General features: G+C 70.3%; 14 protein-coding genes. 7 read left to right on the top strand and 7 right to left on the bottom strand.

Translation table 11 applies throughout. The features are described 5' to 3' along the window. Positions 1–42: 42 nt before the first annotated feature. Positions 43–555, top strand: coding sequence for a MarR family winged helix-turn-helix transcriptional regulator (locus ACFXB5_RS32885; RefSeq protein ID WP_385214758.1), 513 nt, complete (start codon positions 43–45; stop codon positions 553–555). Positions 556–644: 89 nt separating this feature from the next. On the opposite strand, the gene ACFXB5_RS32880 is transcribed toward ACFXB5_RS32885, so the two are convergent. From ACFXB5_RS32880 to ACFXB5_RS32860, 5 genes are all read right to left on the bottom strand, one after another. After that, positions 645–1,118 (bottom strand): SRPBCC domain-containing protein, encoded by a 474-nt coding sequence (locus tag ACFXB5_RS32880; protein WP_385214755.1) that lies wholly within the window; start codon positions 1,116–1,118, stop codon positions 645–647. Between the two features lie 226 nt (positions 1,119–1,344). Beyond that, complete coding sequence (locus ACFXB5_RS32875) at positions 1,345–2,091, bottom strand: succinate dehydrogenase/fumarate reductase iron-sulfur subunit (protein WP_385214752.1); 747 nt, start codon at positions 2,089–2,091, stop codon at positions 1,345–1,347. Beyond that, on the bottom strand, positions 2,088–4,064 hold the full coding sequence (locus ACFXB5_RS32870) for a fumarate reductase/succinate dehydrogenase flavoprotein subunit (protein ID WP_385214749.1): 1,977 nt from the start codon (positions 4,062–4,064) through the stop codon (positions 2,088–2,090). Before ACFXB5_RS32870 ends, ACFXB5_RS32875 begins: the two co-directional genes overlap by 4 nt. 2 nt (positions 4,065–4,066) lie before the next feature. Beyond that, positions 4,067–4,774, bottom strand: coding sequence for a succinate dehydrogenase (locus tag ACFXB5_RS32865; protein ID WP_385214747.1), 708 nt, complete (start codon positions 4,772–4,774; stop codon positions 4,067–4,069). 202 nt (positions 4,775–4,976) lie between these two features. Continuing rightward, positions 4,977–5,558, bottom strand: coding sequence for a TetR/AcrR family transcriptional regulator (locus tag ACFXB5_RS32860; RefSeq protein WP_385214744.1), 582 nt, complete (start codon positions 5,556–5,558; stop codon positions 4,977–4,979). Positions 5,559–5,792: 234 nt separating this feature from the next. On the opposite strand from ACFXB5_RS32860, the gene ACFXB5_RS32855 reads away from it, so the two are divergent. The 3 genes from ACFXB5_RS32855 to ACFXB5_RS32845 all read left to right on the top strand — a co-directional run bounded on the left by ACFXB5_RS32855 (position 5,793) and on the right by ACFXB5_RS32845 (position 11,826). Next, positions 5,793–7,619, top strand: coding sequence for a flavin-containing monooxygenase (locus tag ACFXB5_RS32855; RefSeq protein WP_385214742.1), 1,827 nt, complete (start codon positions 5,793–5,795; stop codon positions 7,617–7,619). A gap of 35 nt (positions 7,620–7,654) precedes the next feature. Continuing rightward, complete coding sequence (locus ACFXB5_RS32850; RefSeq protein WP_385214739.1) at positions 7,655–9,262, top strand: hypothetical protein; 1,608 nt, start codon at positions 7,655–7,657, stop codon at positions 9,260–9,262. Between the two features lie 158 nt (positions 9,263–9,420). Continuing rightward, the gene (locus ACFXB5_RS32845; RefSeq protein ID WP_385214737.1) at positions 9,421–11,826 is read left to right on the top strand and encodes an Orn/Lys/Arg decarboxylase N-terminal domain-containing protein; all 2,406 of its coding nucleotides are present in this window, start codon (positions 9,421–9,423) and stop codon (positions 11,824–11,826) included. Between the two features lie 45 nt (positions 11,827–11,871). Here the strand turns inward: ACFXB5_RS32845 and ACFXB5_RS32840 are convergent, their stop codons facing one another. Then, complete coding sequence (locus tag ACFXB5_RS32840) at positions 11,872–12,834, bottom strand: zinc-binding dehydrogenase (protein ID WP_385214734.1); 963 nt, start codon at positions 12,832–12,834, stop codon at positions 11,872–11,874. A 217-nt stretch (positions 12,835–13,051) separates the two neighbouring features. Between ACFXB5_RS32840 and ACFXB5_RS32835 the strand changes: the two genes are divergently transcribed. After that, a complete protein-coding gene (locus tag ACFXB5_RS32835) occupies positions 13,052–13,681 on the top strand; it encodes a malonic semialdehyde reductase (protein ID WP_385214732.1) in 630 nt (209 codons plus the stop codon). A gap of 654 nt (positions 13,682–14,335) precedes the next feature. Continuing rightward, positions 14,336–17,224: an AAA family ATPase gene (locus tag ACFXB5_RS32830; protein WP_385214730.1), complete on the top strand. Its 2,889-nt coding sequence runs from the start codon at positions 14,336–14,338 to the stop codon at positions 17,222–17,224. A gap of 24 nt (positions 17,225–17,248) precedes the next feature. On the opposite strand, the gene ACFXB5_RS32825 is transcribed toward ACFXB5_RS32830, so the two are convergent. Further along, the gene (locus ACFXB5_RS32825; RefSeq protein ID WP_385214727.1) at positions 17,249–18,847 is read right to left on the bottom strand and encodes a bifunctional 3-(3-hydroxy-phenyl)propionate/3-hydroxycinnamic acid hydroxylase; all 1,599 of its coding nucleotides are present in this window, start codon (positions 18,845–18,847) and stop codon (positions 17,249–17,251) included. Between the two features lie 201 nt (positions 18,848–19,048). On the opposite strand from ACFXB5_RS32825, the gene ACFXB5_RS32820 reads away from it, so the two are divergent. Further along, positions 19,049–23,407 (top strand): beta-ketoacyl synthase N-terminal-like domain-containing protein (locus tag ACFXB5_RS32820; protein ID WP_385214725.1); only part of this gene is annotated, 4,359 nt, incomplete at its 3' end.

Below are 23,407 nucleotides of genomic sequence, written 5' to 3'. Positions count from 1 at the left end.
AGAAGACTATATACCTAACTTAGGTAGATGTGGAGGCCGGGCATGACCGCCGAGGGACCGGAGGCCGGACAGGACGGCGACGGTGAACACGACCTGCTGGCCATGCTGCCCCGTCTGACGCAGCTCAGCGGCGCCGTGAACCGGGGCCGGGTGACCGAGCGCGCCATGGAGGCCGCCGGTGTGTCCGTGGACCGCCCCGCGATGTCGGTGCTGGTCGCCCTGCATGTGGCGGGCACCCCACTGCGCGTGGGGGAGATCGCCGCGCGGATGCAGGTGGTCGGACCCCATGTCACCCGGCAGATCAACGAGTTGGCGCGACGGGGGCTGGTCCGCCGGGTCACCGATCCGGACGATCAGCGCGCCCGCCTCATCGAGCCGACCGCCGAGGGAGCCGCCGCGACCGACCGATATATGCGGACCGTCCTCGGATGGTTCAGCGACGCCCTCACCGGCTGGAGCCCCCACGACCGCGAGGTCTTCGGCCGCCTGCTAGCGCGCTTCGTCGACGACCTCACCGCCCATCTGGACTCCTTCGACGACGATCGGGCCGTATGAGCGGACACCTGTCGGCCGTCCGGGGCGGCGCCGAAGCCATCGCCCCGCCGTCGTTCTCCGAGCGCGACCGGCGGCAGCCGCGGGCCCTCCTACCGAGGCGCCCCACCCGTCTCGACCAGCTCGGCCAGCTTGTCCAGGGCCATGCGTTGCCCCAGCTCGTTGTCGGCGGCCGGTACGGCGTCGGGGATCCCCTCGTGCAGGAGGTGGACGTCTGTGCCGCCGCCCTCCGCGTCGGTGAGCGTGGTCGTCATCGTCATCGTGGAGCGCAGGGCGGAGTCCGCGGTCTCGAACTCGAGCACCTCGACCACCTGCTCATCCGGCACCAGCCGGGTGAAGCGGCCGTGGTAGGTGTCCGTGTGGCCGCCCGACTTGCCGGTGCTCGCCGGGTCGTCGTAGACGAGGGAGATACGGAAGGTGCCCCCTTCGCGGGGGTCGAACTCATGCACCCGGCTGGTCATGCCCTCGGGCACCCGCCAGGCCGCGACGGCGCTCGCGTCGAGAAGCGCCCGGTAGACGGCGGAGCGCGGAGCGTTCACCCGCCGGGAGAGTCGCATGGTGTACATGCGCTCAACCTAGCGGCCCGGTGGCGGGTATGTGATCCGATGGCACCGGAGCCACCGCCCCGGATGTGCGGGCGGCGGCGGAGGTCTAGCGTCCGGAAAGACCTCCGCCGCCAGGACACCCCATCCACGGAGCGTTGTCGAGGGGTGCCGTTCTGGGGGAGTGGGGCCAGCGCTTGACCTTGCGGGCCAGTGCTTGACCTTGCGGGTCAGCGCTTGACCTTGCGGGTCAGCGCTTGACCTTGCGGGTCGCCCGCAGCCACTCCTTGTTCATCGCGGTGATGGAGAACAGCGGGATGCCCTTGGGGCAGGCCGTGGCGCACTCACCGGTGAGGGTGCAGCCGCCGAAGCCCTCGGCGTCCATCTGGGCCACCATGTCCAGCACCCGGGTCTCCCGCTCCGGAGAGCCCTGGGGCAGCACATTGAGATGGTTGACCTTGGCCGAGGTGAACAGCATCGCCGCACCGTTGGGGCAGGCCGCCACGCAGGCGCCGCAGCCGATGCACTCGGCGTGCTCGAACGCGAAGTCCGCGTCCGCCTTGGGCACCGGAGTGGCGTGTGCCTCCGGCGCGGCCCCGGTCGGTGCGGTGATGTAGCCACCCGCCTGGATCACCCGGTCGAACGCGGAGCGGTCCACCACCAGGTCCTTGATGACCGGGAAGGCGGAGGCGCGCCACGGTTCGATGTCGATGGTGTCGCCATCCTGGAACGACCGCATGTGGAGCTGGCAGGTGGTGGTGCGCTCCGGACCGTGGGCGTCACCGTTGATCACCAGGCTGCACGCACCGCAGATGCCCTCACGGCAGTCGTGGTCGAAGGCCACCGGCTCCTCGCCCTTGACGATGAGCTCTTCGTTGAGGACGTCGAGCATCTCCAGGAAGGACATGTCCTGGGAGACGCCGTCGAGCTCGTAGGTGGCCATGGCACCGGGGGTGTCGGGGTTCTTCTGGCGCCAGACGCGCAGGGTGAGCTTCATGCGTAGCTCCGCTGAGTGGGGTGGACGTGAGTGAAGGTCAGCTGCTCCTTGTGGAGCACGGGGGCGGCGCCGGTGTCGGTGAACTCCCAGGCCGCGGCGTAGGAGAACTCCTCGTCCACGCGGGCCGCCTCACCGTCGGGGGTCTGGGACTCCTCGCGGAAGTGGCCACCGCAGGACTCGGCCCGGTGCAGGGCGTCCAGGCACATCAGCTCGGCCAGCTCCAGATAGTCCACGATCCGGTTGGCCTTCTCCAGCGACTGGTTGAACTCCTCGCCGGTGCCCGGCACCTTCAGCCGCCGCCAGAACTCCTCGCGGATCTGCGGGATGCGATCCAGCGCCTTGCGCAGCCCCTCGTCCGTGCGGGCCATGCCGCAGAACTCCCAGACCAGCTCGCCGATCTCGCGGTGGAAGGAGTCGGGGGTGCGATCGCCGTCCACGGCCAGCAGCCTGGCCAGCCGGTCCTCGGTCTCCCGCACCGCCTCGACGGCCGCCGGGTGCGAGGCGCCGACCTCGTCCTTGTGCGGATTGCGGGCCAGATAGTCGTTGATGGTCGACGGCAGGACGAAGTAGCCGTCGGCCAGGCCCTGCATCAGCGCGGAGGCGCCGAGCCGGTTGGCACCGTGGTCGGAGAAGTTGGCCTCGCCGATCGCGAACAGCCCCGGCACGGTGGTCTGCAGGTCGTAGTCGACCCACAGCCCGCCCATCGTGTAGTGGATCGCGGGGTAGATGCGCATCGGGACCTCGTACGGGTTCTCCGCCGTGATCCGCTCGTACATGTCGAAGAGGTTGCCGTACTTCTCCTCGACCGCCTTGCGCCCCATCCGGGCGATGGCGTCGGCGAAGTCCAGATACACGCCCTGGCCACCGGGGCCGACACCACGGCCCTCGTCGCAGACGTTCTTCGCGGCGCGGGAGGCGATGTCACGCGGCACCAGATTGCCGAACGACGGATAGATCCGCTCCAGGTAGTAGTCGCGCTCGTCCTCGGGGATCTCGGCGGGCGGACGGGTGTCGCCCTTCGCCTTGGGCACCCAGATCCGGCCGTCGTTGCGCAGCGACTCGCTCATCAGGGTCAGCTTGGACTGGTGGTCCCCGGAGCGCGGGATGCAGGTCGGGTGGATCTGGGTGAAGCAGGGGTTGGCGAAGTACGCGCCGCGCCGGTGCGCCCGCCAGATGGCGGTCGCGTTGGAGTTCATGGCGTTCGTCGACAGATAGAAGACGTTGCCGTAGCCGCCGCTGGCCAGCACCACCGCGTCGGCGAAGTACGTGGAGATCCGGCCGGTCACCAGATCGCGGGCGACGATGCCACGCGCCCGCCCGTCGACCACGATCAGGTCCAGCATCTCGGTGCGGGCGTGCATCTCCACATTGCCCGCCGCGATCTGGCGGGACAGCGCCTGGTAGGCGCCGAGCAGCAGCTGCTGGCCCGTCTGGCCGCGGGCGTAGAAGGTGCGGGAGACCTGCACACCGCCGAAGGAGCGGGTGTCCAGCAGACCGCCGTACTCCCGGGCGAAGGGCACGCCCTGGGCCACGCACTGGTCGATGATCTCCACCGAGATCTGCGCCAGGCGGTGGACATTGGACTCGCGGGCGCGGAAGTCGCCGCCCTTGACTGTGTCGTAGAACAGCCGGTGGATCGAGTCGCCGTCGTTGCGGTAGTTCTTCGCCGCGTTGATCCCGCCCTGGGCGGCGATGGAGTGGGCCCGGCGCGGCGAGTCCTGGTAGCAGAACTGGACCACGTGGTAGCCCTGCTCGGCCAGGGTGGCGCCGGCGGCGCCACCGGCCAGCCCGGTGCCCACCACGATGATGGTGTGCTTGCGGCGGTTGGCGGGGTTGACCAGCTTGGCCTCGAAGCGGCGGGTGTCCCACCGCTCCTTGACCGGCCCGGAGGGGGCCTGCTCGTCCTGGACCGGCTCGCCGACGGTGTAGTCGGTGTATTCGCTGTACTCGTTGTGCTCGCTGTACGAGGTCATGGTCAGCTCACCACTCCGGTCATGACACCGACGGGTATGGAGATGAACCCGGCGGTGAGAACGATGGCCAGGGCGTTGGCGATGGCCTTGAGGGCGCGGTCACGGGTGTGGTTGCCCGCGCCGAGGGTCTGCGCGGCGCTCCAGAAGCCGTGCCGGACGTGCATGCCCATGGCCAGCATCGCCACGATGTAGATGACGTTCCCGTACCAGGTGGAGAACGTGTCCACCACGTTCTGGTACGGATGGCCCTCCTGGAATCCGCCGGAGTGCGTGGTGCCGGTGGTGAGGTCCAGGATGTGCCAGACGATGAACAGGCCCAGGATCACCCCGCCCCAGCGCATGGTCCGGGTGGCATAGCTCATTCGTGGCTTGGTGTGGACATACTTCTGCGGGCGGGCCTTGATATCGCGCCGGCTCAGCTGGTAGGCGGACACCGCGTGCAGGATCACCGCGGCCAGGAGGACGATCCGGGCGATCCACAGGCCCCACTCATGGTGCAGAACGGGGGCTCCCATGACACGCAGCCAGTGTCCGTAGGCGTTGAACTCCCCGGGGCCGAAGAAGATCTTCATGTTCCCGAGCAGGTGGACGCAGAGGTAGCCGATCATGATCAGACCGGTCGCGCCCATGACGATCTTCTTGCCGAGGGTCGATTGCCAGAAATTGAGCGCCATGGACGGCCGCCGCTCCGCCCGCGTTGTCAATGCCATGAACACGACGGTAGAACCCGGCGGGTCAAAAGGGCCAAGATATGATTCTGATCATCTCGATAGGTGATGCCTATCGAAGGCCGCTCAGATCCGGCCACGCTTGACGTTGGCGCCCGCGCGGGGAGGGAAAACCGGTCACGCGGGCAGGGAAATTCGGTCACGCGGGCACGGGAATCCGGTCACGCGCGCAGGGGGAAACCGGTCAGCGGAAGCCCTCGCGGGTGATGGCGAGCGCCCGGCGGAGGAGGTCCACGACGTCGCGCTCGCGGCGCTCGAGAGCCGTCTGCCCGACGACGCGGAAGGCGGCGAGGAGGGTCGCGGCGAGGATCTGAGCCCGCAGGGGCGTTTCCGGTCCGGCGGGGAGGCGCTCCTCGACGGCCACGGCGAGATCGCGTTCGGCGGCGGCGTAGGTGGCGACCAGTTCGGGCAGCAGCGCCGGGTGCAGGCGCAGGGTCCGGTAGCGCTCCTCCTGCTCCGGGTCGTCCGCGAACTCGGAGCAGTGCTGCTCGGCGGCGCCGATGACCGCCGCCACCAGGGATTCCCGCGCCGGGCGGGCGCGGATGAGCTCGACCAGCCGGACCGTGCGCGCCCTGTCGTGGTGCAGCAGCGCCTGCTCCTTGCTGGCGAAGTAGTTGGAGAAGGTGCGCCGGGAGACGGTGGCGGCATCGGCGATGGCCTCCACCGTGAGGCTCTCGACGCCGTGCTCGGCGGCGAGGAGCACGGCGGCGTCATGCAGTGACTGGCGGGTCGCCGCCTTCTTGCGCTCACGCAGGCCGGTAGTCATCGCCGATGAGCATACGGGAGAAGGCCGATTCTTTCCTACTGGGCAATCTTGCGCAGCGGGAAGGTTTTCTGTGAGGCTGAGCCCGCGCCGCCGGTCAGCCGCCGGCCGGTCAGCCGCGGCCGGTCAGTCGCCGACCGATCGACCACCGGTCAACGCCACCACGGATGGGATCCGAGCTCCGGACGGCATCCGAGCCCCGCACACCTTCCGACGCCAGAGGCCCGAGGACCCCCTATGCCCACCCCCCACCGCCCGCCCACCGCCACCACCTCCATGGACACCGAGGAGCTGGGATTCGACCCGGACGCCCTGCGGACGAAGTACCGGACCGAGCGCGACCGCCGGATCCGCCCCGACGGCAACAAGCAATACCGGCGCATGGCCGGGGAGTTCGGCTCGTACGCTCAGGACCCTTATGTGGAGCCGGGGTTCACCCGGGAGCCGCTGCACGACCGGGTCGAGGTACTGATCATCGGGGGCGGATTCGGCGGTCTGCTCGCCGGTGCGCGCCTGCGGCAGGCCGGTGTGCGGGACATCCGCGTGATCGAGCAGGGCGGGGACTTCGGCGGGACCTGGTACTGGAACCGCTATCCGGGTGTCCAGTGCGACATCGAGTCCTACGTCTATATGCCCCTGCTCGAGGAGGTCGGCTACGTACCACGGTGGCGCTACGCACCCGGTGAGGAGATCAGGCAGCACGCGCGGGCGATCGGACGCCACTTCGACCTCTACCGCGATGTCCGATTCCAGACCCAGGTGACCGAACTCCACTGGGACGACACCGAGTTGGAGTGGAGCGTGCACACCGACCGGGACGACCGCATACGGGCGCGCTATGTGGTCATCTCCAGCGGAACACTCAGCCGGGCCAAACTCCCCGGCATCCCCGGGATCGAGACCTTCCAGGGGCATACGTTCCACACGAGCCGCTGGGACTACGACTACACCGGCGGCGACGCGAGCGGCGGTCTGCGCAAACTGGCCGACAAACGCGTGGCCCTCATCGGCACCGGCGCGACCGCCATCCAGGCCGTGCCACATCTGGGGCGGGACGCCGAGCAGCTGTATGTGTTCCAGCGCACGCCGTCCTCGGTCGACGTGCGCGGCAACCGCCGCACCGACGAGGGCTGGGCCGCGTCGCTCACGCCCGGCTGGCAGCGGCGCCGCAGGGACAACTTCCTGGCCATCGTCACCGGTGGCCAGGTGGGCGAGGACCTGGTGGACGACGGCTGGACGAGCACCGCGCGGCTGCAGCAGAAGCTCATCCCGACCGACAGCTACGCGGACCTCCCGCCCCAGGAGCGCGAACGCCTCTACGAGCTCGCCGACTTCCAGAAGATGAACGGAATCCGCGACCGAGTGGACTCCATCGTCGAGAACACGGCGACGGCCGAGGCGCTCAAGCCGTGGTACCGCTATATGTGCAAACGCCCCACGTTCAGCGACACCTATCTGGACACCTTCAACCGGCCCAATGTCACGCTGGTGGACACGGCCGACCACGGGGGAGTCGAGCGCATCACCGAGCAGGCCGTCGTGGTCGGCGGGACCGAGTACGAAGTCGACTGCGTCATCTTCGCCACCGGCTTCGAGGTCGGCGTCTCCGGAGTCACCTCCGGACTCCTCCCGGTGCACGGCCGGGGCGGTGTCGCCCTGACCGAAGCCTGGAGCGGCGGCCCGAAGACACTGCACGGCTTCTACAGCCACGGCTTCCCCAACCTCTTCCAGCTCGGCCCGCTGCAGAACGCCAGCTCCGTCAACTATGTGCACATCCTCGATGAGCAGGCCATTCATGTCGCCGAGGTGCTCGCCGAGGCGCGCAAGCGCGGGGCCCGCTATGTCGAGCCGACCGCCGAGGCCGAGACGGCGTGGCGCGCCACGATCCGTGAGAAGGCGGCGGACCTGTACGCCTTCCATGCCGAGTGCACCCCCGGCTACTACAACAACGAGGGCATGCCGAGGGAGCGCAGCGAGTCCTTCGGCGACGGGCCGATCGCCTTCCATGAACTGCTCAGGCACTGGCGTGCGGACGGCGGCATGGACGACGTCCTGGTCGTCTGACACCGATGTGTGCCACTTGTGCGGAAGGAGAAGCGATGCAGCCCAGCCGGTTCGACGACACCGGCCGTCTGAAGGCCACGAGCGACCGTCTGGAGGTGCGGCGGCTCACCCGGGCGAACCGGCTGTGGGGTTCCAACGGCGTCACCTTCGGCCCCGACGGGCGGCTGTACGTGGCGCAGTTCCTCGCCGGGCAGATCAGCGCCGTGGACCCGGCCTCGGGTGACATCGAGGTGGTGGTGCCGCTCGACGGTCCGGTGGAGACCCCGGACGACCTTGCCTTCGGGGCGGACGGCTCGATGTACATCGCCGATCTGACCCCCGGCCGGGTGTGGCGGCGCGGCTCCGAGGGCGAGTACACGCTCGTCTCCGACCAGGTGTCGGTGCCCAACGGCATCACCTGCGTCGGCGACCGCCTCTTCGTCAACGAGATGAAGATGAACGGCCGCCTCATGGAACTGTTCCCGGACGGCGGCGACCCGGCGGTGCTGACCGACGGCCTGGCCCTGGGCAACGCGATGCAACTCGGCCCGGACGGCTGCCTGTACTACCCGCAGATGATGCGCAACCAGGTCTGGCGGATTCCGCCCGACGGAGGGATCCCCGAGCTGGTGGCCGAGGAGGTGGACGACCCGGTCGCGGTGCGGTTCGACCGGGGCGGCGTCCTCGTCGTCCTGTCCCGTGGCAGGGCCGGGCTGGTGACCCGCATCGATCTGAACACCGGGGCCCGGTCGGTCGTCGCCAGCGGCATCGTGGGCCTGGACAACGCCGCGTTCGACCACGAGAACCGCATGTTCGTGTCCAGCTTCGCCAGTGGCGGGATCGCGGAGGTGCACACCGACGGCCGGACCCGGGTGGTGGTCCCCCAGGGGTTCGACGGGCCCTTCGGCATCACGGTCGACCTCGGTGGCACGGTGTACGCGGCCGACCACTTCAGTCTGGCGAGCCCCGATGCCACCGGCCATGACGGGCAGGAGCCCGGTGTCGTCACCCATGAGCTGATGTACGCCGTGCACGACGTCACCGCCGACGACGGCCTGCTGCACCTCACCTCACAACTCGGCGATGTACGCACCCACGACCCCGTCAACCGGACCACGCGGGTGCGCGCCACCGGGCTGGACCAGCCCACCGGAATCGCCGTCGCACCGGACGGCGCCCTCGTGGTCGCCGAGACCGGTACCGGCCGCATCCTGCGCGTCGATGACACCGACACGGTCAGCGTGCTCGCCGAGGGACTCGACCACCCCCTGGACGTCGCCTTCGACGGCCAAGGGCGCTGCTACGTGAGCGACGACCGGCGCTGCGCGGTGCTCCGGCTGGACGACGGCGAGGCGGTGGTTGTCGCGGACGGGCTCGGCGAACCGCAGGGGCTGGCCGTGCGCGGCGACGAGTTGTTCACGGTGGAGGTCACGCATCGGCGGCTGCGGGCGATCTCGCTCGCCACGGGCGAGAGCAGGATTGACGCCGAGGATCTGGCGGTCGGCCTGCCGCCCGGGATCACCCGCGCCGAACCCGAGCCGATTCCCGGAGTCCCCGGCCGCCCGCGCCAGTTCGCCGGGCTCGCCGTCGCACCGGACGGGGCCCTTCTCCTATCGGCCAACGGGGAGGGGAGTGTGCTGCGTCTGGACGCACGTGCCGAGTGAGCCGCCACGGCTCCAGGATCCCATTGAGCCGCCACGGCTCTAGGATCCCATTCCAGATAATTTTCCCTCTTTCGTGTGATCTTCCAGGTGCATGCCCCCATGTGCTGGTCTGTTCCTGAACACTGGACGGACAGGGGAGGCACGCCGAGGAGGGGGATATGGCGGGCGACATGGTTCTGTTCGCGGTGCGGGAGCACCCCGGGGACGACACGGTCGGAGCCGAGCAGCTGCGCAGGATCCGCGAGGAGCTGGAAGCCGACGGCTTCGCGGTGCGATGGGCCGGCACCGGCGCCGACGCCCGGACGGTGCTGCGCACCGAAGCCGGTCTGGCCGCCGCGCTGGTGGACTGGGGACTCGACTCGCGCGGCGAACCGGACGGCGAACCGGGTGGCGCCTCGGTGCTGCGCCAGGTCGGCCGGCGGTTCCAGAATCTGCCGGTCTTCCTGATCGCGGCCGATGAGAGCCTTGAAGAACTGCCGCTGTGGGTGTCGGAGACCGTGGTCGGCTATGTCTGGCCCACGGAGGACACCGCCGCCTTCATCGCAGGGCGGATCTCCAGTGCCGCCCGCGCCTACCGCGAGGCCGTTCTGCCGCCGTTCTTCAAGGCGCTGCGCCGCTTCGACGATACGCATGAGTACTCATGGCACACCCCGGCCCACTCCGGTGGTGTCGCCTTTCTGAAGTCACCGGTGGGCCGGGCCTTCCACGACTACTTCGGGGAGCGGCTCTTCCGCAGCGATCTGTCGATCTCGGTCGAGGCGCTCGGTTCGCTGTTCGAGCACACCGGCCCGATCGGCGACGCGGAGCGGAACGCCGCCCGGGTGTTCGGCGCCGACCTCACCTACTTCGTCCTCCACGGCGACTCCACCTGTGACCGCCTGGTCGGCCACTTCAGCGTCACCCGGGACGAGATCGCCCTGGTGGACCGGAACTGCCACAAGTCGGTGCTCCACGGTCTGGTCGTCTCCGGCGCCCGGCCGGTCTATCTGATCCCCACCCGCAATGGCTATGGACTGTCCGGTCCGCTGCCCCCGGATGAGATCCAGGCGGGCACGGTGGCCGCCCGGATCGCCGGAAACCCGCTCACGCGCGGCGCGCTCTCCGCCGAGGCCCAGTACGCGGTCTTCACCAACTCCACCTACGACGGGCTGTGTTACGACGCCGTGCAGGCCGCCCGAGGGCTCGCGGCCAGCACTCCACGGGTCCACTTCGACGAGGCATGGTTCGCCTACGCCCGTTTCCACCCCCTCTACGCCGGGCGCTACGGCATGTCGGTGGGGCCCGACACCTTCCCCGGCCCGGACCGGCCCACCGTATTCGCCACCCAGTCCACCCATAAGCTGCTGGCCGCGCTGTCGCAGAGCGCCATGGTGCACATCAAGCCCGCGCCCCGGGCCCCGGTGGAACACGACCGGTTCAACGAGGCGTTCATGATGCACGGCACCACCTCGCCGCTGTATCCGATGATCGCCTCCTTGGATGTCGCCACCGCGATGATGGACGGGCCACAGGGCCGCTGGCTGATCGATGAGGCGCTGGCCGAAGCGGTCCGCTTCCGTCAGTCGGTGGTGCGGATCGGGCGCCGCATCAAGGCCGCCGGGGACCGCCCCGCCTGGTTCTTCGGAATCTGGCAGCCGGAGACGGTGACCGATCCGGCCAGCGGTGAGCGGCTGCCCTTCGACGAGGCCCCGGCCGAACTGCTGCGCACGGACCCCTCCTGCTGGGAGCTGGAACCAAATGCCGAATGGCACGGTTTCCCGGGGCTCGGCCAGGGCTACTGCATGCTCGATCCGCTCAAGGTGACCGTGACCTGCCCGGGGATCGACGCGGGTGGCCGGATGGCCGATTGGGGCATCCCCGCCCGGGTCCTCACCTCCTATCTGGCGACTCGGCACGTGGTGGTCGAGAAGACGGACAGCTACACCACCCTGGTCCTGTTCTCCATGGGCATCACCAAGGGCAAATGGGGGACCCTGCTGGACGCCCTGATGGACTTCAAGGCCCGCTACGACGAGGACGCACCGCTGGACCGTGTCCTGCCCGAACTGGTCGCCGCGTACCCCGGCCGCTACACCGGCCGGACCCTGCGTGAGCTGTGCCAGGAGATGCACGACCAACTGCGCGAGGTGAGCCTGGTCCAGCTGCTGGACACCGCCTTCCAGGAGCTGCCGGAGCCGGTCGTCCCGCCACAGCTCTGCTACCAGCGACTCATCCGCGGCGGCACCGAGCGGGTGCGGCTCTCCGAGGCGGCGGGACGGGTGGCCGCGGCCATGGTCACCGTCACACCACCCGGTATCCCGGTGCTGATGCCCGGCGAGAGCGTCGGCACGCCCGACGGTCCACTGCTGCGCTATCTGACCGCGTTGGAGACGTTCGACCGGCGCTTTCCCGGATTCCGCAGCGAGACCCATGGCGTGACCCTCGACCCGGAAACCGGCGACTACCTGATCGAGTGTCTGTCCCGGGGCGAGGAGATCCCCAGAGCGGCCCTGGGCGATGCGCGCGAGGCCGCCGTCCCGGCTCCGGCGACGGCTCCGGCGACCGTCCCGGCGGAGCACCCCTGAATGCGTCGGTCGCGCCCGCCGCGGGGCGGCCGCCGCTCCGACGCCTCAGGACAGGTCGACCCACACCTTTCCCGACGCGGTGTACGCCGCGGTGAACGCCTCCTGGACGTCGTCGAGGGGGTAACCGTCGCTGACCACCGCACCGAGCCGGGGTGGGGTCTGGGACTCCAGGGCGCTGACGGTCTGTGCGAAGTCCACCGGGTGGTCGTAGATCATGCTGCCGATGAGAGTGATCTGGCCCGCCACCAGATCCCGGGGCGAGACCCCGAGCGGGGCGGTGTTCATCCCGATCAGTACGGCGGTGCCGTGTTTGGCGAGCCGTCGCAGCCCCTGCTCGACCACGCCGGGGGCTCCGGAGGTCTCGAAGAGACAGGGGAGCCCGTCCACGTCCGCCGGCAGGGGCGTCGCGCCCAGGGAACACGCGCGGTCGAGCCGGGCCTTGTTGGGCTCCTGGACGAACACCGTTACCCCGTGGTCGACCAGCGCCTGGCACAGCAGCAGACCCTGGGAACCGGCCCCGGTCACCAGGCAGCTCTGTCCGGGTGCGATCCCCGAGCGCCGCATCGCCGCCCGTGCCACCGTCGCGGGTTCCACACAGACCAGGTCCTCGAGCGGCGGATGTGAGGCGACCGGCCACACGAACGCGGCCGGAGCGACCACGTAGTCACTCAGCAGACCGGGGACGGTCAGTCCCACGGCGGCCCGGCCCTCACAGGCCGACGTCCGTCCGGCGCGGCAGGGTTCGCACATCAGACAGCAGTAGTCCGGTTCGATGACCACGTCCTGGCCGATGCGGAGACCGCTGACCTCACGGCCCAGCTCGACGATCCGTCCCGTCCCCTCGTGGCCCAGGATCCAGGGCAGGCTCGGTGGCCGTCGGCGTCCCGCGTGCACCGCGAGATCGGAGCCGCACAGCCCCGTGCCCCGCATACGGATCAGCACATCCCCCGGCCCGCAGGACGGCTCGGGCACGGACACCACGGACAGGGCGCCGGGCTCCGTCAGCACCGCGGCCCTCAAGGGACCGCCCGCTTTCCGATGGGACGCGCCGTCGGCATCATGCCAAGAGCGTGCCACACATGATCCGCTCGGCGGTAGACCACGCCATCTGCCCCGCGCCACCAGCCCGCCACCGGCCCACCTGACCGAGTCCCCGGCCACCGCACACCTCGTACGCGTACGCTGTGGGCCAATCGCCCTACCCGAGTAAGGAGTTGGAACGGCCATGTCGGACAGCACCCTGGCCCCCGATATCGAGCAGGCCCTGTACGCGCTCTCACCCGAGGGGCGGAAACTTCTCTTCACCGAGGCCAAGACGGCCTATGACTTCAGCGACAAGCCGGTGGGCGACGACCGTCTGCGGGCCATCTACGAACTGTTCAAATGGGCCCCGACGTCGGCGAATATCAATCCGTTGCGCATTCTGTACGTACGCACCGAGGAAGGAAAGCAGCGGCTGCTGCCCGGGGTGGCGCAGCCCAATCAGGAGCAGACCGCCTCGGCCCCGGTCACCGCGGTGCTGGCCGCGGACACCCGTTACCCGGAGTATGTGCCGTTCCTCGCCCCGTCCAACCCGCAGTTACAGCAGATGCTGGAGGCCAACCAGGAACTGCGCGAGACCCACATGGACTTCAATGCGGTACTCCAGGCGGGCTACTTCGTGCTGGCCGTCCGCGCGGCGGGGCTGGCGGCCGGGCCGATGAAGGGATTCAACGCCGAGGCGGTGGACAAGGAGTTCTTCCCGGATGGCCGGTGGCGGTCGCTCCTGCTGGTCAACATCGGCTACCCGAGCTCCGAAGCCTTCCGGGACCGGCTTCCTCGCCCCTCGTACGAGCAGGCGGTACAGCTGGTCTGATCTCAGCGGAGTGCGGAGTGATGTGAGGCGCCCACCTCCATGGGATCAGGCCACTTCAGCCGCGGTGACCTGATCCCCTTCGCGCCGGGCCTCGCCGGGGCCTCTGTCGGGCCTTGGCCGGGCCTTCGCGCCCGGGTGGCGAGCCCCTCGCGGCTGTCCGCCTCGCCCGGCGGAGGCACGCCGAGCCCCGTACGCGGGGCCCACCGAGCACCGTCGACTTTCGGCCCAATCGCCGACCCCCACCCCCTCGTCCACACCGCCCGTACGGTGCCTTCCCACGGCGACGAGGGCCACGTAGCATCGGCCGAAAAGCACGGCGTGATCGTTTCGTGATATACAACTCATTGGCTTGACAGTGCGGTGCGCCGGGACCTACGCATAGGACCCGAGAGTGCCCCCTATCCGGTGCATGTCGCCCCCTACCCGATGCATGTAGCGGCCACCACGCGCTGTTTGCATGCTGTTGAAACACAAGACTCCGGCCGGCTCGCGTCTTTCCCTCATCCATTTCTCTTCCCCCTGGCGGTAGGCCATGGGCATCAAGGGTGGACAACGCACCTGTGCCGCTGAGGAGTTCTGCCTGCTCGTCATGCGCTTTCGCGCGGGCGCCGCCCCATGAGCGGCCGCGCGGATGAAGGAATGTCAGAAAGCGGGGTGCCTGTGAGCTTGTTGGAATGCCACCATTCCACGGTCGGCGCCGGTCGGTCGGCGATCGGTTTCCGGAGGGATCAGGAGGACCGGGGAGGCGAGGGGGACCGCGCGCCCGGCGGGGCGCTTCCCGGCCTGGTCGAGCGCGATGACATCCTGGCCGGCCTGGGCCGGCTGCTCGCCGATGCCACGAGAGGCAAGGGGCAGCTGGCCGTCGTGGACGGGCCGCTGGGAAGTGGCAAGAGCAGACTGGTGCACGAGTTCCTCGAATCCCTCGAACCGGGCGGCGCCCGCGTGCTGAGGGCCACCGCCTCGCTCCGCGAGCACCTTCTGCCGTTCGGCGTGGTGACCCAGCTCTTCCACGGCATGGCGATTCCGCCGCCCAGCCGGGACCGGGTGCGCGCGCTGCTCGCCTCGGCGGTCGAACACACCGTCACCGACGGGCGGTTAGCCGGGGGTGGCTGGGAGACGCAGGTCGTCGACGTCTTCCAGAAGCTCACCATGGAGCTGGCCCATCTGGCCGAGACCACCCCCTTGGTGATCTGCGTCGACAACGCCCACTACCTGGACCCGCCCTCGCTGCACTTCCTCGCCGGCATCGTCCCGTGGCTGCATTCCGCCCGCATCCTGGTGCTCCTCACCGATGACCACACCCTGCGATGGCCGCGTTCGCCCCTGCTGGCCGGGCTGCTCTCGCAGAGCCCCAACGCCCACCGGATCGCCGTGCGGCCCCTGAGCCGCAGCGGAGTCGACGCCCTGGCCGTCCGGCTGCTCGGCCCGCACACCGCATCCCCCCGGCTCACCGCCGAGTTCCACCGCATCAGCGGGGGCAATCCGCTGGCTGCCCAGGCCCTGATCATCGATCAGCAGGCGGGCGGCACCTGCTATCCAGAAGGCTACGGACGGGCGCTGCTCGAGCTCGTGGCGCTCTCCCGGCCGTCGATGTTGTCCGTGGTGCGCGCCCTCGCCGTGCTCGGCGGTGCGGCGCCGGTCGCGGACGTGGCCCGGCTGGCCGGGGTGGATGCCACGGTGACCGGCTGGGCCCTGCACGCCCTGGCCAGCGCCGGACTGCTCACCAAGGGCCAGGCGTTCCGCCACCCGGTGGCCGCCACCGCCGTGCTGGACGACATGCCCGCCGACAGCCGGGCCGCACTGCATCGCGCGGCGGCCGAACTGCTGCACGAGGCCGGGGCACCCGCGCTGACGGTGGCCGGGCAGTTGCTGAGCGCCGGGGACCCCGGTGCCGACTGCGCCACCGAGGTGCTGGTCACGGCCTCCGACGAGGCGCTGGCGACCGGCGATGTGGGCACCGCGCTCAGCTGCTTGGACCTCGCCCAGCACACCCGGGCCGACGACCCCACCGCGGCACGCATCCGCGCCCGGCTCAGCAGGCTGGAGTGGCAGCTGAAACCGCAGGTCGCCGTCCGCCATCTCCGCCCCCAGCTGCGCGACTTCACCGCGGGCCACCTGGACCGGCGGGAGGTCTCCGAACTGGTGCTGGGCCTGGCCCAGGCCGGTGCGCTCGATGAGCTGACCGCCCTGCTGGAGGCCCTGCGCACCCGCGCCCACCGGGGCACCGGCCCCGGAACCGAGGACCTCCGCGCCCTGTCGAACTGGGCGGCGATGGCGTACCCCCTCCACACCGGGCTGCGGAAACTGGCCCACTCGGTGGCCGCCGCCACCCCGGAAGCCGCCCCCTGTCACGACCCATGGCTGCCCTCGGCGGTCACTCTGGCCGACGATCTGGTCCGCGGACGCAACGACCAGCTGACGCACCGCGCCGAACTACTGCTGCGCACCTTCCACCTCGACCACGGCTCGCTGTGGAACGCCGAGTCCGGAGTGCTCGCCCTGTGCGCGCTGCTCCACGCGGGCCGGCTGGACGAGGTCATGGCCTGGTGCGAAAAGCTCGAGACCGAGGCCGCCGCCCACCAGGCCGTCGCCTGGCAGGGGAAGTTCCTCGCCATCCGCGCCGAGGCCCACCTGCGGCAGGGGCACCTGATCTCCGCCCACGACCTGGCGGCCCGCGCCATGGCCGTCGTACCGCCCCAGGGCTGGGGAGTCGGCCTGGCCGGGGTGCTGGGCTGCGCCATCCTGGCCGCCACCCGGTCCGGCAGGCTGGAGCAGGCGGAGAAGTACGTGGCGCAGCCGATCCCCGAGCAGGCCCTGCACAGCCGCCACGGAGCGCACTATCTGCACGCTCGGGGCCACTACCGGCTGGCCACCCACCATCCCCAGGCCGCGCTCGCGGACTTCCTGGCCTGCGGCAGATTCGCCGAGACCTTGCAGCCGCCCGGCTCCGACGTGGTCCCGTGGCGCACCAGCGCGGCCGAGGCATGGCTGGCACAGGACGACCAGGACCAGGCCAAGCGTCTGGTACGGGAGCAGATGGCCCGGCTGCTGCCGGGCCCCTCCCGGGCCCGCGGGCTGTCCCTGCGCACCCTGGCGGCGGTCAGCCGGGTCACCCGCCGCCCGCAACTGCTCACCGAGGCCGTCGACATGCTCAAGGACAGCGGCGACGACTACGAGCTGGCCCGTGCGCTGATCGACCTCAGCACCGCCTTCAAGGACACCGGGGACCAGCGCAACGCCCGCCGGGTGGCCCATCGCGCCTGGCACCTGGCGAAGCAGACCGGGGCCGAGCACCTGTGCCGGGAGGCCGCGCTCGACCCCATCGATCCCGAGGCCGCGATGTCCGCGCATCAGCGGCAGGACGGGCTGTCCGCGCTCACCACACAGGAGCGGAGGATCGCGCTACTGGCGGCGAAGGGCTACACCAACCGCGAGATCGCCGCCAAGCTCTACATCACCGCGAGCACGGTCGAGCAGCACCTCACGCGGGTGTTCCGTAAAGTCAACGTCAAGCGGCGGCAGGATCTGCCGCACTTCCTCTAGCCTCCTCCTCACCAGGCCCTCTTCTCACTCCAGCAGTCCGGATCTGAACTGGCCCACCAGTGCGGTGAGTTCACGGGAGGTTCGGGCCGCGCCATAGATGTGGTGGTCCGGGCGCACCAGCAGGAACCGTGCCCGCGCTGCCTTCATAAGCGGCAGATACATCTCGTCGACGTCGATGACGGCGCCCGGTGCCGCCTCGGTGCCCTCCGCCACCATGTGCACCACACGCGTACCGAGCCCGGTGAGGAAGGTGAGTTCGGACTCCTCCAGCGCCACGGCCGGATCCGCCGATCCCAGCAGCACCGGACCGGTGCCCACCACCTCGTCGAACAGACCGGTCGCGCCCTCGTGCCGCACCCGGCCCTGGGGCATCACCTCCCCGGCCGGTGGCACCGGCGTCGTGCCGATGCCGGTGTACAGCAGGCCGGTCCGCAGTGGTGGACCCGTGACGCCGTGCTGTCCGCCCCGGCCGGTGTCGGCACCGCCCGCGAGCAGCGAGGCGTCCCGGCTCGCGGCGGTGGCGGCGTCGGTCACACACAGCACTTTGCCCAGCCGTACCGCGGTGTCGATGGCCTCCCGCACATGGTCGACGCGCTCACGCGGATAGGTGTCCAGCAGTCCCTCACCGGCGGCGCCCCGCAGCACCAGGTCCAGCTTCCAGGACAGATTGAGCACATCCCGGATGCCCGCGCACATGCCCTGACCGGTGAACGGCGGCATCAGATGGGCGGCGTCCCCGGCCAGCAGCACCCGCCCCCGCCGCCACTCATCCGCCCACGCGGCCTGGAAGCTGTAGACGGTGTGCCGGTGCAGGGTGGCGTTCTCCGGGGTGACATCGAAGCGCTCCAGCAGCCGCCAGGCCGTCTCCGCCCGGTTCAGCTCGGCCACGCTCTCCCCGGGCAGCCGCATGAACTCCCAGCGTCTGCGCCCCGGCCCGCTGCCCACCGCCGTCGTCGGCCGGGCCGGATCGCAGTGCTGCACATTGAGCGGCGAGAACACGCGCGGTTCGTGGAGCACCACATCGCACAGCAGCCAGTCGAAGGAGAAGCCGAGATCCGTCCGGCGCACCCCGATGTGGTCGCGGACGAAGCTGTTCGCCCCGTCGCACCCGACGACCCAGGAGGCGCGGCACCGCAGGCCGCTGCCCGCCGGCTGCGTCGCCGTGAGCTCCACCCCGGCGCCGTCGTCGACAAGGTCCGTCGCCTCGTAACCGCGCAGTACCCGCAGGTTGGGCAGCCGCTCGGCGCGGGCGCACAGCACCGCCTCCAGCGCGGGCTGGTGCATCGTGGTCGTCTCCGGCCAGCCGTGCACACCGCGTTCGGCGAGCTCGACCCGTAGCAGAGACCTGCCCTCGGCGTTGCGCCAGTCGTAGGCATCGGCCGGCAGACCGAGCTCCGGATACGAATCGGCCACCCCCAGCGACGCCAGGGTCCTGGCCGTCTCGCCGTCGAAGCTGGTCGCCCGCGGCAGTGTGTACGGGTATTCCCACCGCTCCACGGCCAGCACCCGCCACCCCCGGGTGGCCAGCAGGATGGACAGCACCTGCCCGATGGGTCCGTAGCCGACGATGAGCACATCCGCATCCGGTGTGTCCGGCCCCCGCCCAGAGCCCGCAGAGCACATCCGCTCCTCCCTCCTCCGGTGCCGCGAAGCTATCAGCGGAGGCCGAACGGACTGGGACAAAGGGGGCTTGGCGATCACGAAGTAAGGGGGGATGAGGGGGGTGAATCAGGGGATTCTCCTAGTTTTCCGGTGTGAAGCTGTAATGGGTGAAGCCGTTGACGCGTCACCTGGAACCCTGACCGCAGGGAGGGTAGAGGTGGCATGCTGCGCACCGAACTGATCCGCCCGATCCAGGACCTCCTCACCGAACAGAGCCGCCGCTTCGGCGCGAAGACCGCTTACGCCGACGCCCGGCGCGCCATCAGCTACGCCGAGCTGGAGGCGCGCACCCGCCGGTTCGCCGGCCATCTGGCCGGACTGAGCCTGCTGCCGGGCGACCGCGTGGCCATGTACCTCGGCAATCGCGTCGAGATGGTGGAGAGCTACTTCGCCGTCGTCCGCGCCGGGGGAATCGGTGTCCCGGTCAATCCGCACGTCTCCCAGGCCGAACTCGACCATCTGCTCACCGCCAGCGGCAGCCAGGTCGTCATCACGGACTCCGCCCACCTGCCGCTGCTGCGCCGACTCGACGCCGGAGCGAGTCCGCTGACCGTGCTGGTGGTGGGGGAGGACCCGGTCCCCGCGGGCTGCCTGTCCTACGAGCGGTTCGCCACCACCGAGCCGGACACACCGGCCCGCGACGACCACGGGCTCGACGACATCGCCTGGATGCTCTTCACCTCCGGCACCACCAGCAAGCCCAAGGGTGTGCTCGCCACCCAGCGCAACTGTCTCTGGTCGGTCGCCGCGTCGTACGTACCCGCGCTCGGCCTCACCGCCGAGGACCGTGTGCTCTGGCCGCTGCCCCTGTTCCACAGCCTCTCCCACATCGTGTGCGTGCTGGCCGTGACCGCCGTCGGAGCGACCGCCCGGATCACCGACGGACACTCCGCCGAGGATGTGCTGGAGCTGTGGGGCCAGGAGCGCTCCACGGTCATCGCCGGAGTTCCCACGCTGTACCACTACCTCGTCCGCGCCTCCAAGGCGCCCGGGTTCACCGCCCCGGACCTGCGGGTGGGCCTGGTCGGTGGCGCCGTGACCACGGCGGCGCTGCGGCGCTCGGTCGAGGACGCCTTCGGGGCCCCGCTCATCGACGCGTACGGCAGCACCGAGACCTCCGGCTCGATCGCCATCAACTGGCCGACCGGGGCCAGGGTCGAGGGCTCCTGCGGACTCCCCGTCCCCGGCCTGGCCCTGCGGGTGGTCGACCACCGCACCGGCCTGGACGTGCCCGACGGGACCGAGGGCGAGGTGTGGGTGCGCGGCCCGAACATCATGGCGGGCTACCACAACCAGCCCGAAGCCACCGTCGAGGCGCTCCGGGACGGCTGGTTCCACACCGGCGACCTCGCCCGCCGCGACCGGGACGGCTATCTGACGGTCACCGGGCGGCTCAAGGAACTCATCATCCGCGCCGGGGAGAACATCCACCCCGTCGAGGTGGAGGACGTCCTGCGGATGGCGCCCGGCGTGGCCGACGCCGCCGTGGTCGGCAAACCGCACGACGTCTTCGGCGAAGTCCCCGTGGCCTTCGTCGTCCCCGCTCCCGGCGGTTTCGACCCGGCCCAGGCGCTCGCCCTGTGCCGGGAGCGGCTCTCGTACTTCAAGGTGCCCGAGGAGCTGTACGAGATCGAGCGGATCCCGCGCACCGCGACCGGCAAGGTCACCCGGCACCGGCTCCTGGACGGTCCGGCACGGTTGCGCGCGGTGGGCAACGCCTACCATGACGCGCTCTTCCGTACGAGGTGGATCCCACAGCCGTCGGCCCCTCAGCTGTCCGCCGCACGGCCTCGGCACGGCCATTGGGCGCTGCTCGGACGGCAGACCCCCGGGCTCGACGGTCCGCTGCGGGCCTCGGGCGGCGCCGAGTTGGGCGAGTACATCGACTACATCGATACGGCCGACCTGAGAGCGGCGGTGGCCGCCGGAAGTCCCCCGCCCGCTGTGGCCCTGCTGTCGGCCCCCGCGGACACCACCGAGGGTGTCCTGAGGGACGTCGAGACGTGGCTGGCCTCCGCCGAGCTGTCCGATGCGCTGCTGGTGGTGGCCACCCAGAGCGCGGTGGCCACCGCGACGGGCGAGGACGTGCCGAATCCGGAACAGGCCGCGCTGTGGGGGCTGGTGCGCACCCTGCAGGCCGCTCATCCCGGCCGTATCGCCATCGTCGATCTCGACGCGCCCGATGACGAGGCGTGTGTGGGTGGGCTGTTGGCGGCGGTGGCGTCGGGCGAGCCCCAGAGCGCGGTGCGCTCGGGCGTCGTGCTGCTGCCACGGCTTGAACGCGTGGCCCTGGATGTGGGTCTGGGCATGGGTCCGGATGCCGAGCGGGATGTGTCCGTGGCCTTCGACCCCCATGGCACCGCGGTCGTCACCGGAGTGGACACCCGGCGCGGCGCCGCGATCGCCCGGCATCTGGTGACCGGTTACGGGGTCCGCCGACTGCTGCTGATCGCTCCACCGGGGCAGGGCGGCCTGGCCAACGAGCTGTGTACCCAGCTCACCGATGCCGGAGCCGATGTCAGACTCGTCGAATGCGAGCTGGACAACCGCACCAAACTGAGGCGGGCGCTGGCCAAGGCCACCAGCCCCTTGAGCGTGGTCGTCCACGCCTGGGAGGCCGTGGACGAGCCGTCGGACGGGCGCGTGGCCGCCGAGGCCAGGACGCTGTACGAGCTCACCCGGAACGCCGATCCCACCGCGTTCGTGCTGTCCTCCTCGACCAAGGGGTTGCTGGGGGCGGCAGGGGAAACCACGGAGGCCGCCTCCGCCGCCTTCCTCGACGCCTATGCACAGCACCTGCGTGTACGAGGGGTACCGGCTCAGTCCATCGCCTGGGGACCGTGGGAGGGGGAGACCGACGAGACGGCCGGTGCTCTGAGCTCCCGGGAGGCGCTCGCGGCGCTGGACGCCGCACTGGGCGTGGACCAGGCCCAACTCGTCGCCATGAAGCTCGACCCGACCGCCGTGCCGACCGGGACGACCTCCCCGCTGCTCCAGGACCTGATCGACGTCCCGGCCCGTACCGCCACCGTGGACGAGGCCGTTACGGTCGCCCTCCGGGAGCGGCTGATGGACGCGCACGAGGCCGACCGGGACCGGCTGCTCACCGATCTCGTCCGCGAACACCTGGCCGACCTGCTGGGCCTGGCCGACAAGCGGTCCGTCGAGCCCGAGCGGGCCTTCACCGACCTGGGCCTGACCTCGGTCACGGTGGTGGAACTGCGCAACCGGCTGAGCGAGGCCACCGGGCTCCGCCTGCCCGCCACCTCCGCCTTCGACCACCCCACACCGGTGGCGTTGGGGAGCCTGCTGCGGCGGGAACTGCTCGGCGGTACGGGAGTGCCGACCGTCCCGGTTTCGGCCTCGGTTTCGGCCCCGGATTCAGCCCCGGGTTCGGCCGTGGTCGCGGGGGCGGGTCCGGTCGATGACCCGATCGCGATCGTGGGGATGGCCTGCCGGCTGCCGGGTGGGGTCGGATCGCCGGAGGAGTTGTGGGAGCTGGTTCTGGCAGGTGGTGAGGGTATCGGGGAGTTCCCGGCGGATCGGGGATGGGATCTGGAGCACCTCTTCGATCCGGATCCGGATCACGCCGGGACGAGCTATGCGCGTCGGGGCGGGTTTCTCTATGACGCGGGGGAGTTCGACGCGGACTTCTTCGGGATCTCGCCGCGTGAGGCGCTGGCGATGGATCCGCAGCAGCGGTTGCTGCTGGAGACGTCATGGGAGGCGTTGGAGCGCGCCGGCATCGATCCGGTCTCGCTACGGGGCCAGGACGTGGGCGTCTTCGCCGGGATGATGCATCAGGACTACGGAGTCGGCTCCACCGAAGGAGTAGATGCCCCCGCCGGTCTGGAAGGCCACCTGATGACCGGCACCTCGGCGAGCGTGGTGTCGGGTCGGGTGTCGTATGTGCTGGGGTTCGAGGGTCCTGCGGTGACGGTGGACACGGCGTGTTCGTCGTCGTTGGTGGCGTTGCATTTGGCGGGTCAGGCGTTGCGGGCGGGGGAGTGCTCGATGGCGCTGGCCGGTGGGGTGACGGTGATGGCCGGGCCGGACGCCTTTGTGGAGTTCTCCCGTCAGCGCGGGCTCGCTGCCGACGGGCGGTGCAAGTCGTTCGCGGCCTCGGCGGATGGCACGGGGTGGGCCGAGGGTGTGGGTGTGCTGGTGGTGGAGCGGTTGTCGGATGCGGAGCGGCTTGGGCATCGGGTGTTGGCGGTGGTGCGGGGTAGTGCGGTGAATCAGGATGGTGCGTCGAATGGGTTGACGGCGCCGAATGGTCCGTCGCAGCAGCGTGTTATTCGGCGGGCCTTGGCGGGTGCGGGGCTGGTGGCGGGTGATGTGGACGCGGTGGAGGCGCATGGGACGGGTACGCCGCTGGGTGATCCGATCGAGGCGCAGGCGGTGTTGGCCACGTATGGCCAGGATCGTGACCGGCCGCTGTTGATGGGGTCGTTGAAGTCGAATATTGGTCATGCGCAGGCGGCCGCTGGTGTGGCTGGTGTGATCAAGATGGTGTTGGCG

Source organism: Streptomyces sp. NPDC059455 (assembly GCF_042750115.1).
GTDB classification, from domain to species: domain Bacteria; phylum Actinomycetota; class Actinomycetes; order Streptomycetales; family Streptomycetaceae; genus Streptomyces; species Streptomyces endocoffeicus.
The sequence above is the reverse complement of the archived record's forward strand: the minus strand, read 5'-3'. Positions and strand labels throughout refer to the sequence as shown.

Bases quoted from the DNA above. Each gene is read 5' to 3' on its own strand.
- ACFXB5_RS32885 (WP_385214758.1), top strand. From the start codon at position 43: ATGACCGCCGAGGGACCGGAGGCCGGACAGGACGGCGACGGTGAACAC.
- ACFXB5_RS32875 (WP_385214752.1), bottom strand. From the start codon at position 2,091: ATGAAGCTCACCCTGCGCGTCTGGCGCCAGAAGAACCCCGACACCCCC.
- ACFXB5_RS32855 (WP_385214742.1), top strand. From the start codon at position 5,793: ATGCCCACCCCCCACCGCCCGCCCACCGCCACCACCTCCATGGACACC.
- ACFXB5_RS32880 (WP_385214755.1), bottom strand. From the start codon at position 1,118: ATGTACACCATGCGACTCTCCCGGCGGGTGAACGCTCCGCGCTCCGCC.
- ACFXB5_RS32865 (WP_385214747.1), bottom strand. From the start codon at position 4,774: ATGGCATTGACAACGCGGGCGGAGCGGCGGCCGTCCATGGCGCTCAAT.
- ACFXB5_RS32835 (WP_385214732.1), top strand. From the start codon at position 13,052: ATGTCGGACAGCACCCTGGCCCCCGATATCGAGCAGGCCCTGTACGCG.
- ACFXB5_RS32870 (WP_385214749.1), bottom strand. From the start codon at position 4,064: ATGACCTCGTACAGCGAGCACAACGAGTACAGCGAATACACCGACTAC.
- ACFXB5_RS32850 (WP_385214739.1), top strand. From the start codon at position 7,655: ATGCAGCCCAGCCGGTTCGACGACACCGGCCGTCTGAAGGCCACGAGC.
- ACFXB5_RS32825 (WP_385214727.1), bottom strand. From the start codon at position 18,847: ATGTGCTCTGCGGGCTCTGGGCGGGGGCCGGACACACCGGATGCGGAT.
- ACFXB5_RS32845 (WP_385214737.1), top strand. From the start codon at position 9,421: ATGGCGGGCGACATGGTTCTGTTCGCGGTGCGGGAGCACCCCGGGGAC.
- ACFXB5_RS32860 (WP_385214744.1), bottom strand. From the start codon at position 5,558: ATGACTACCGGCCTGCGTGAGCGCAAGAAGGCGGCGACCCGCCAGTCA.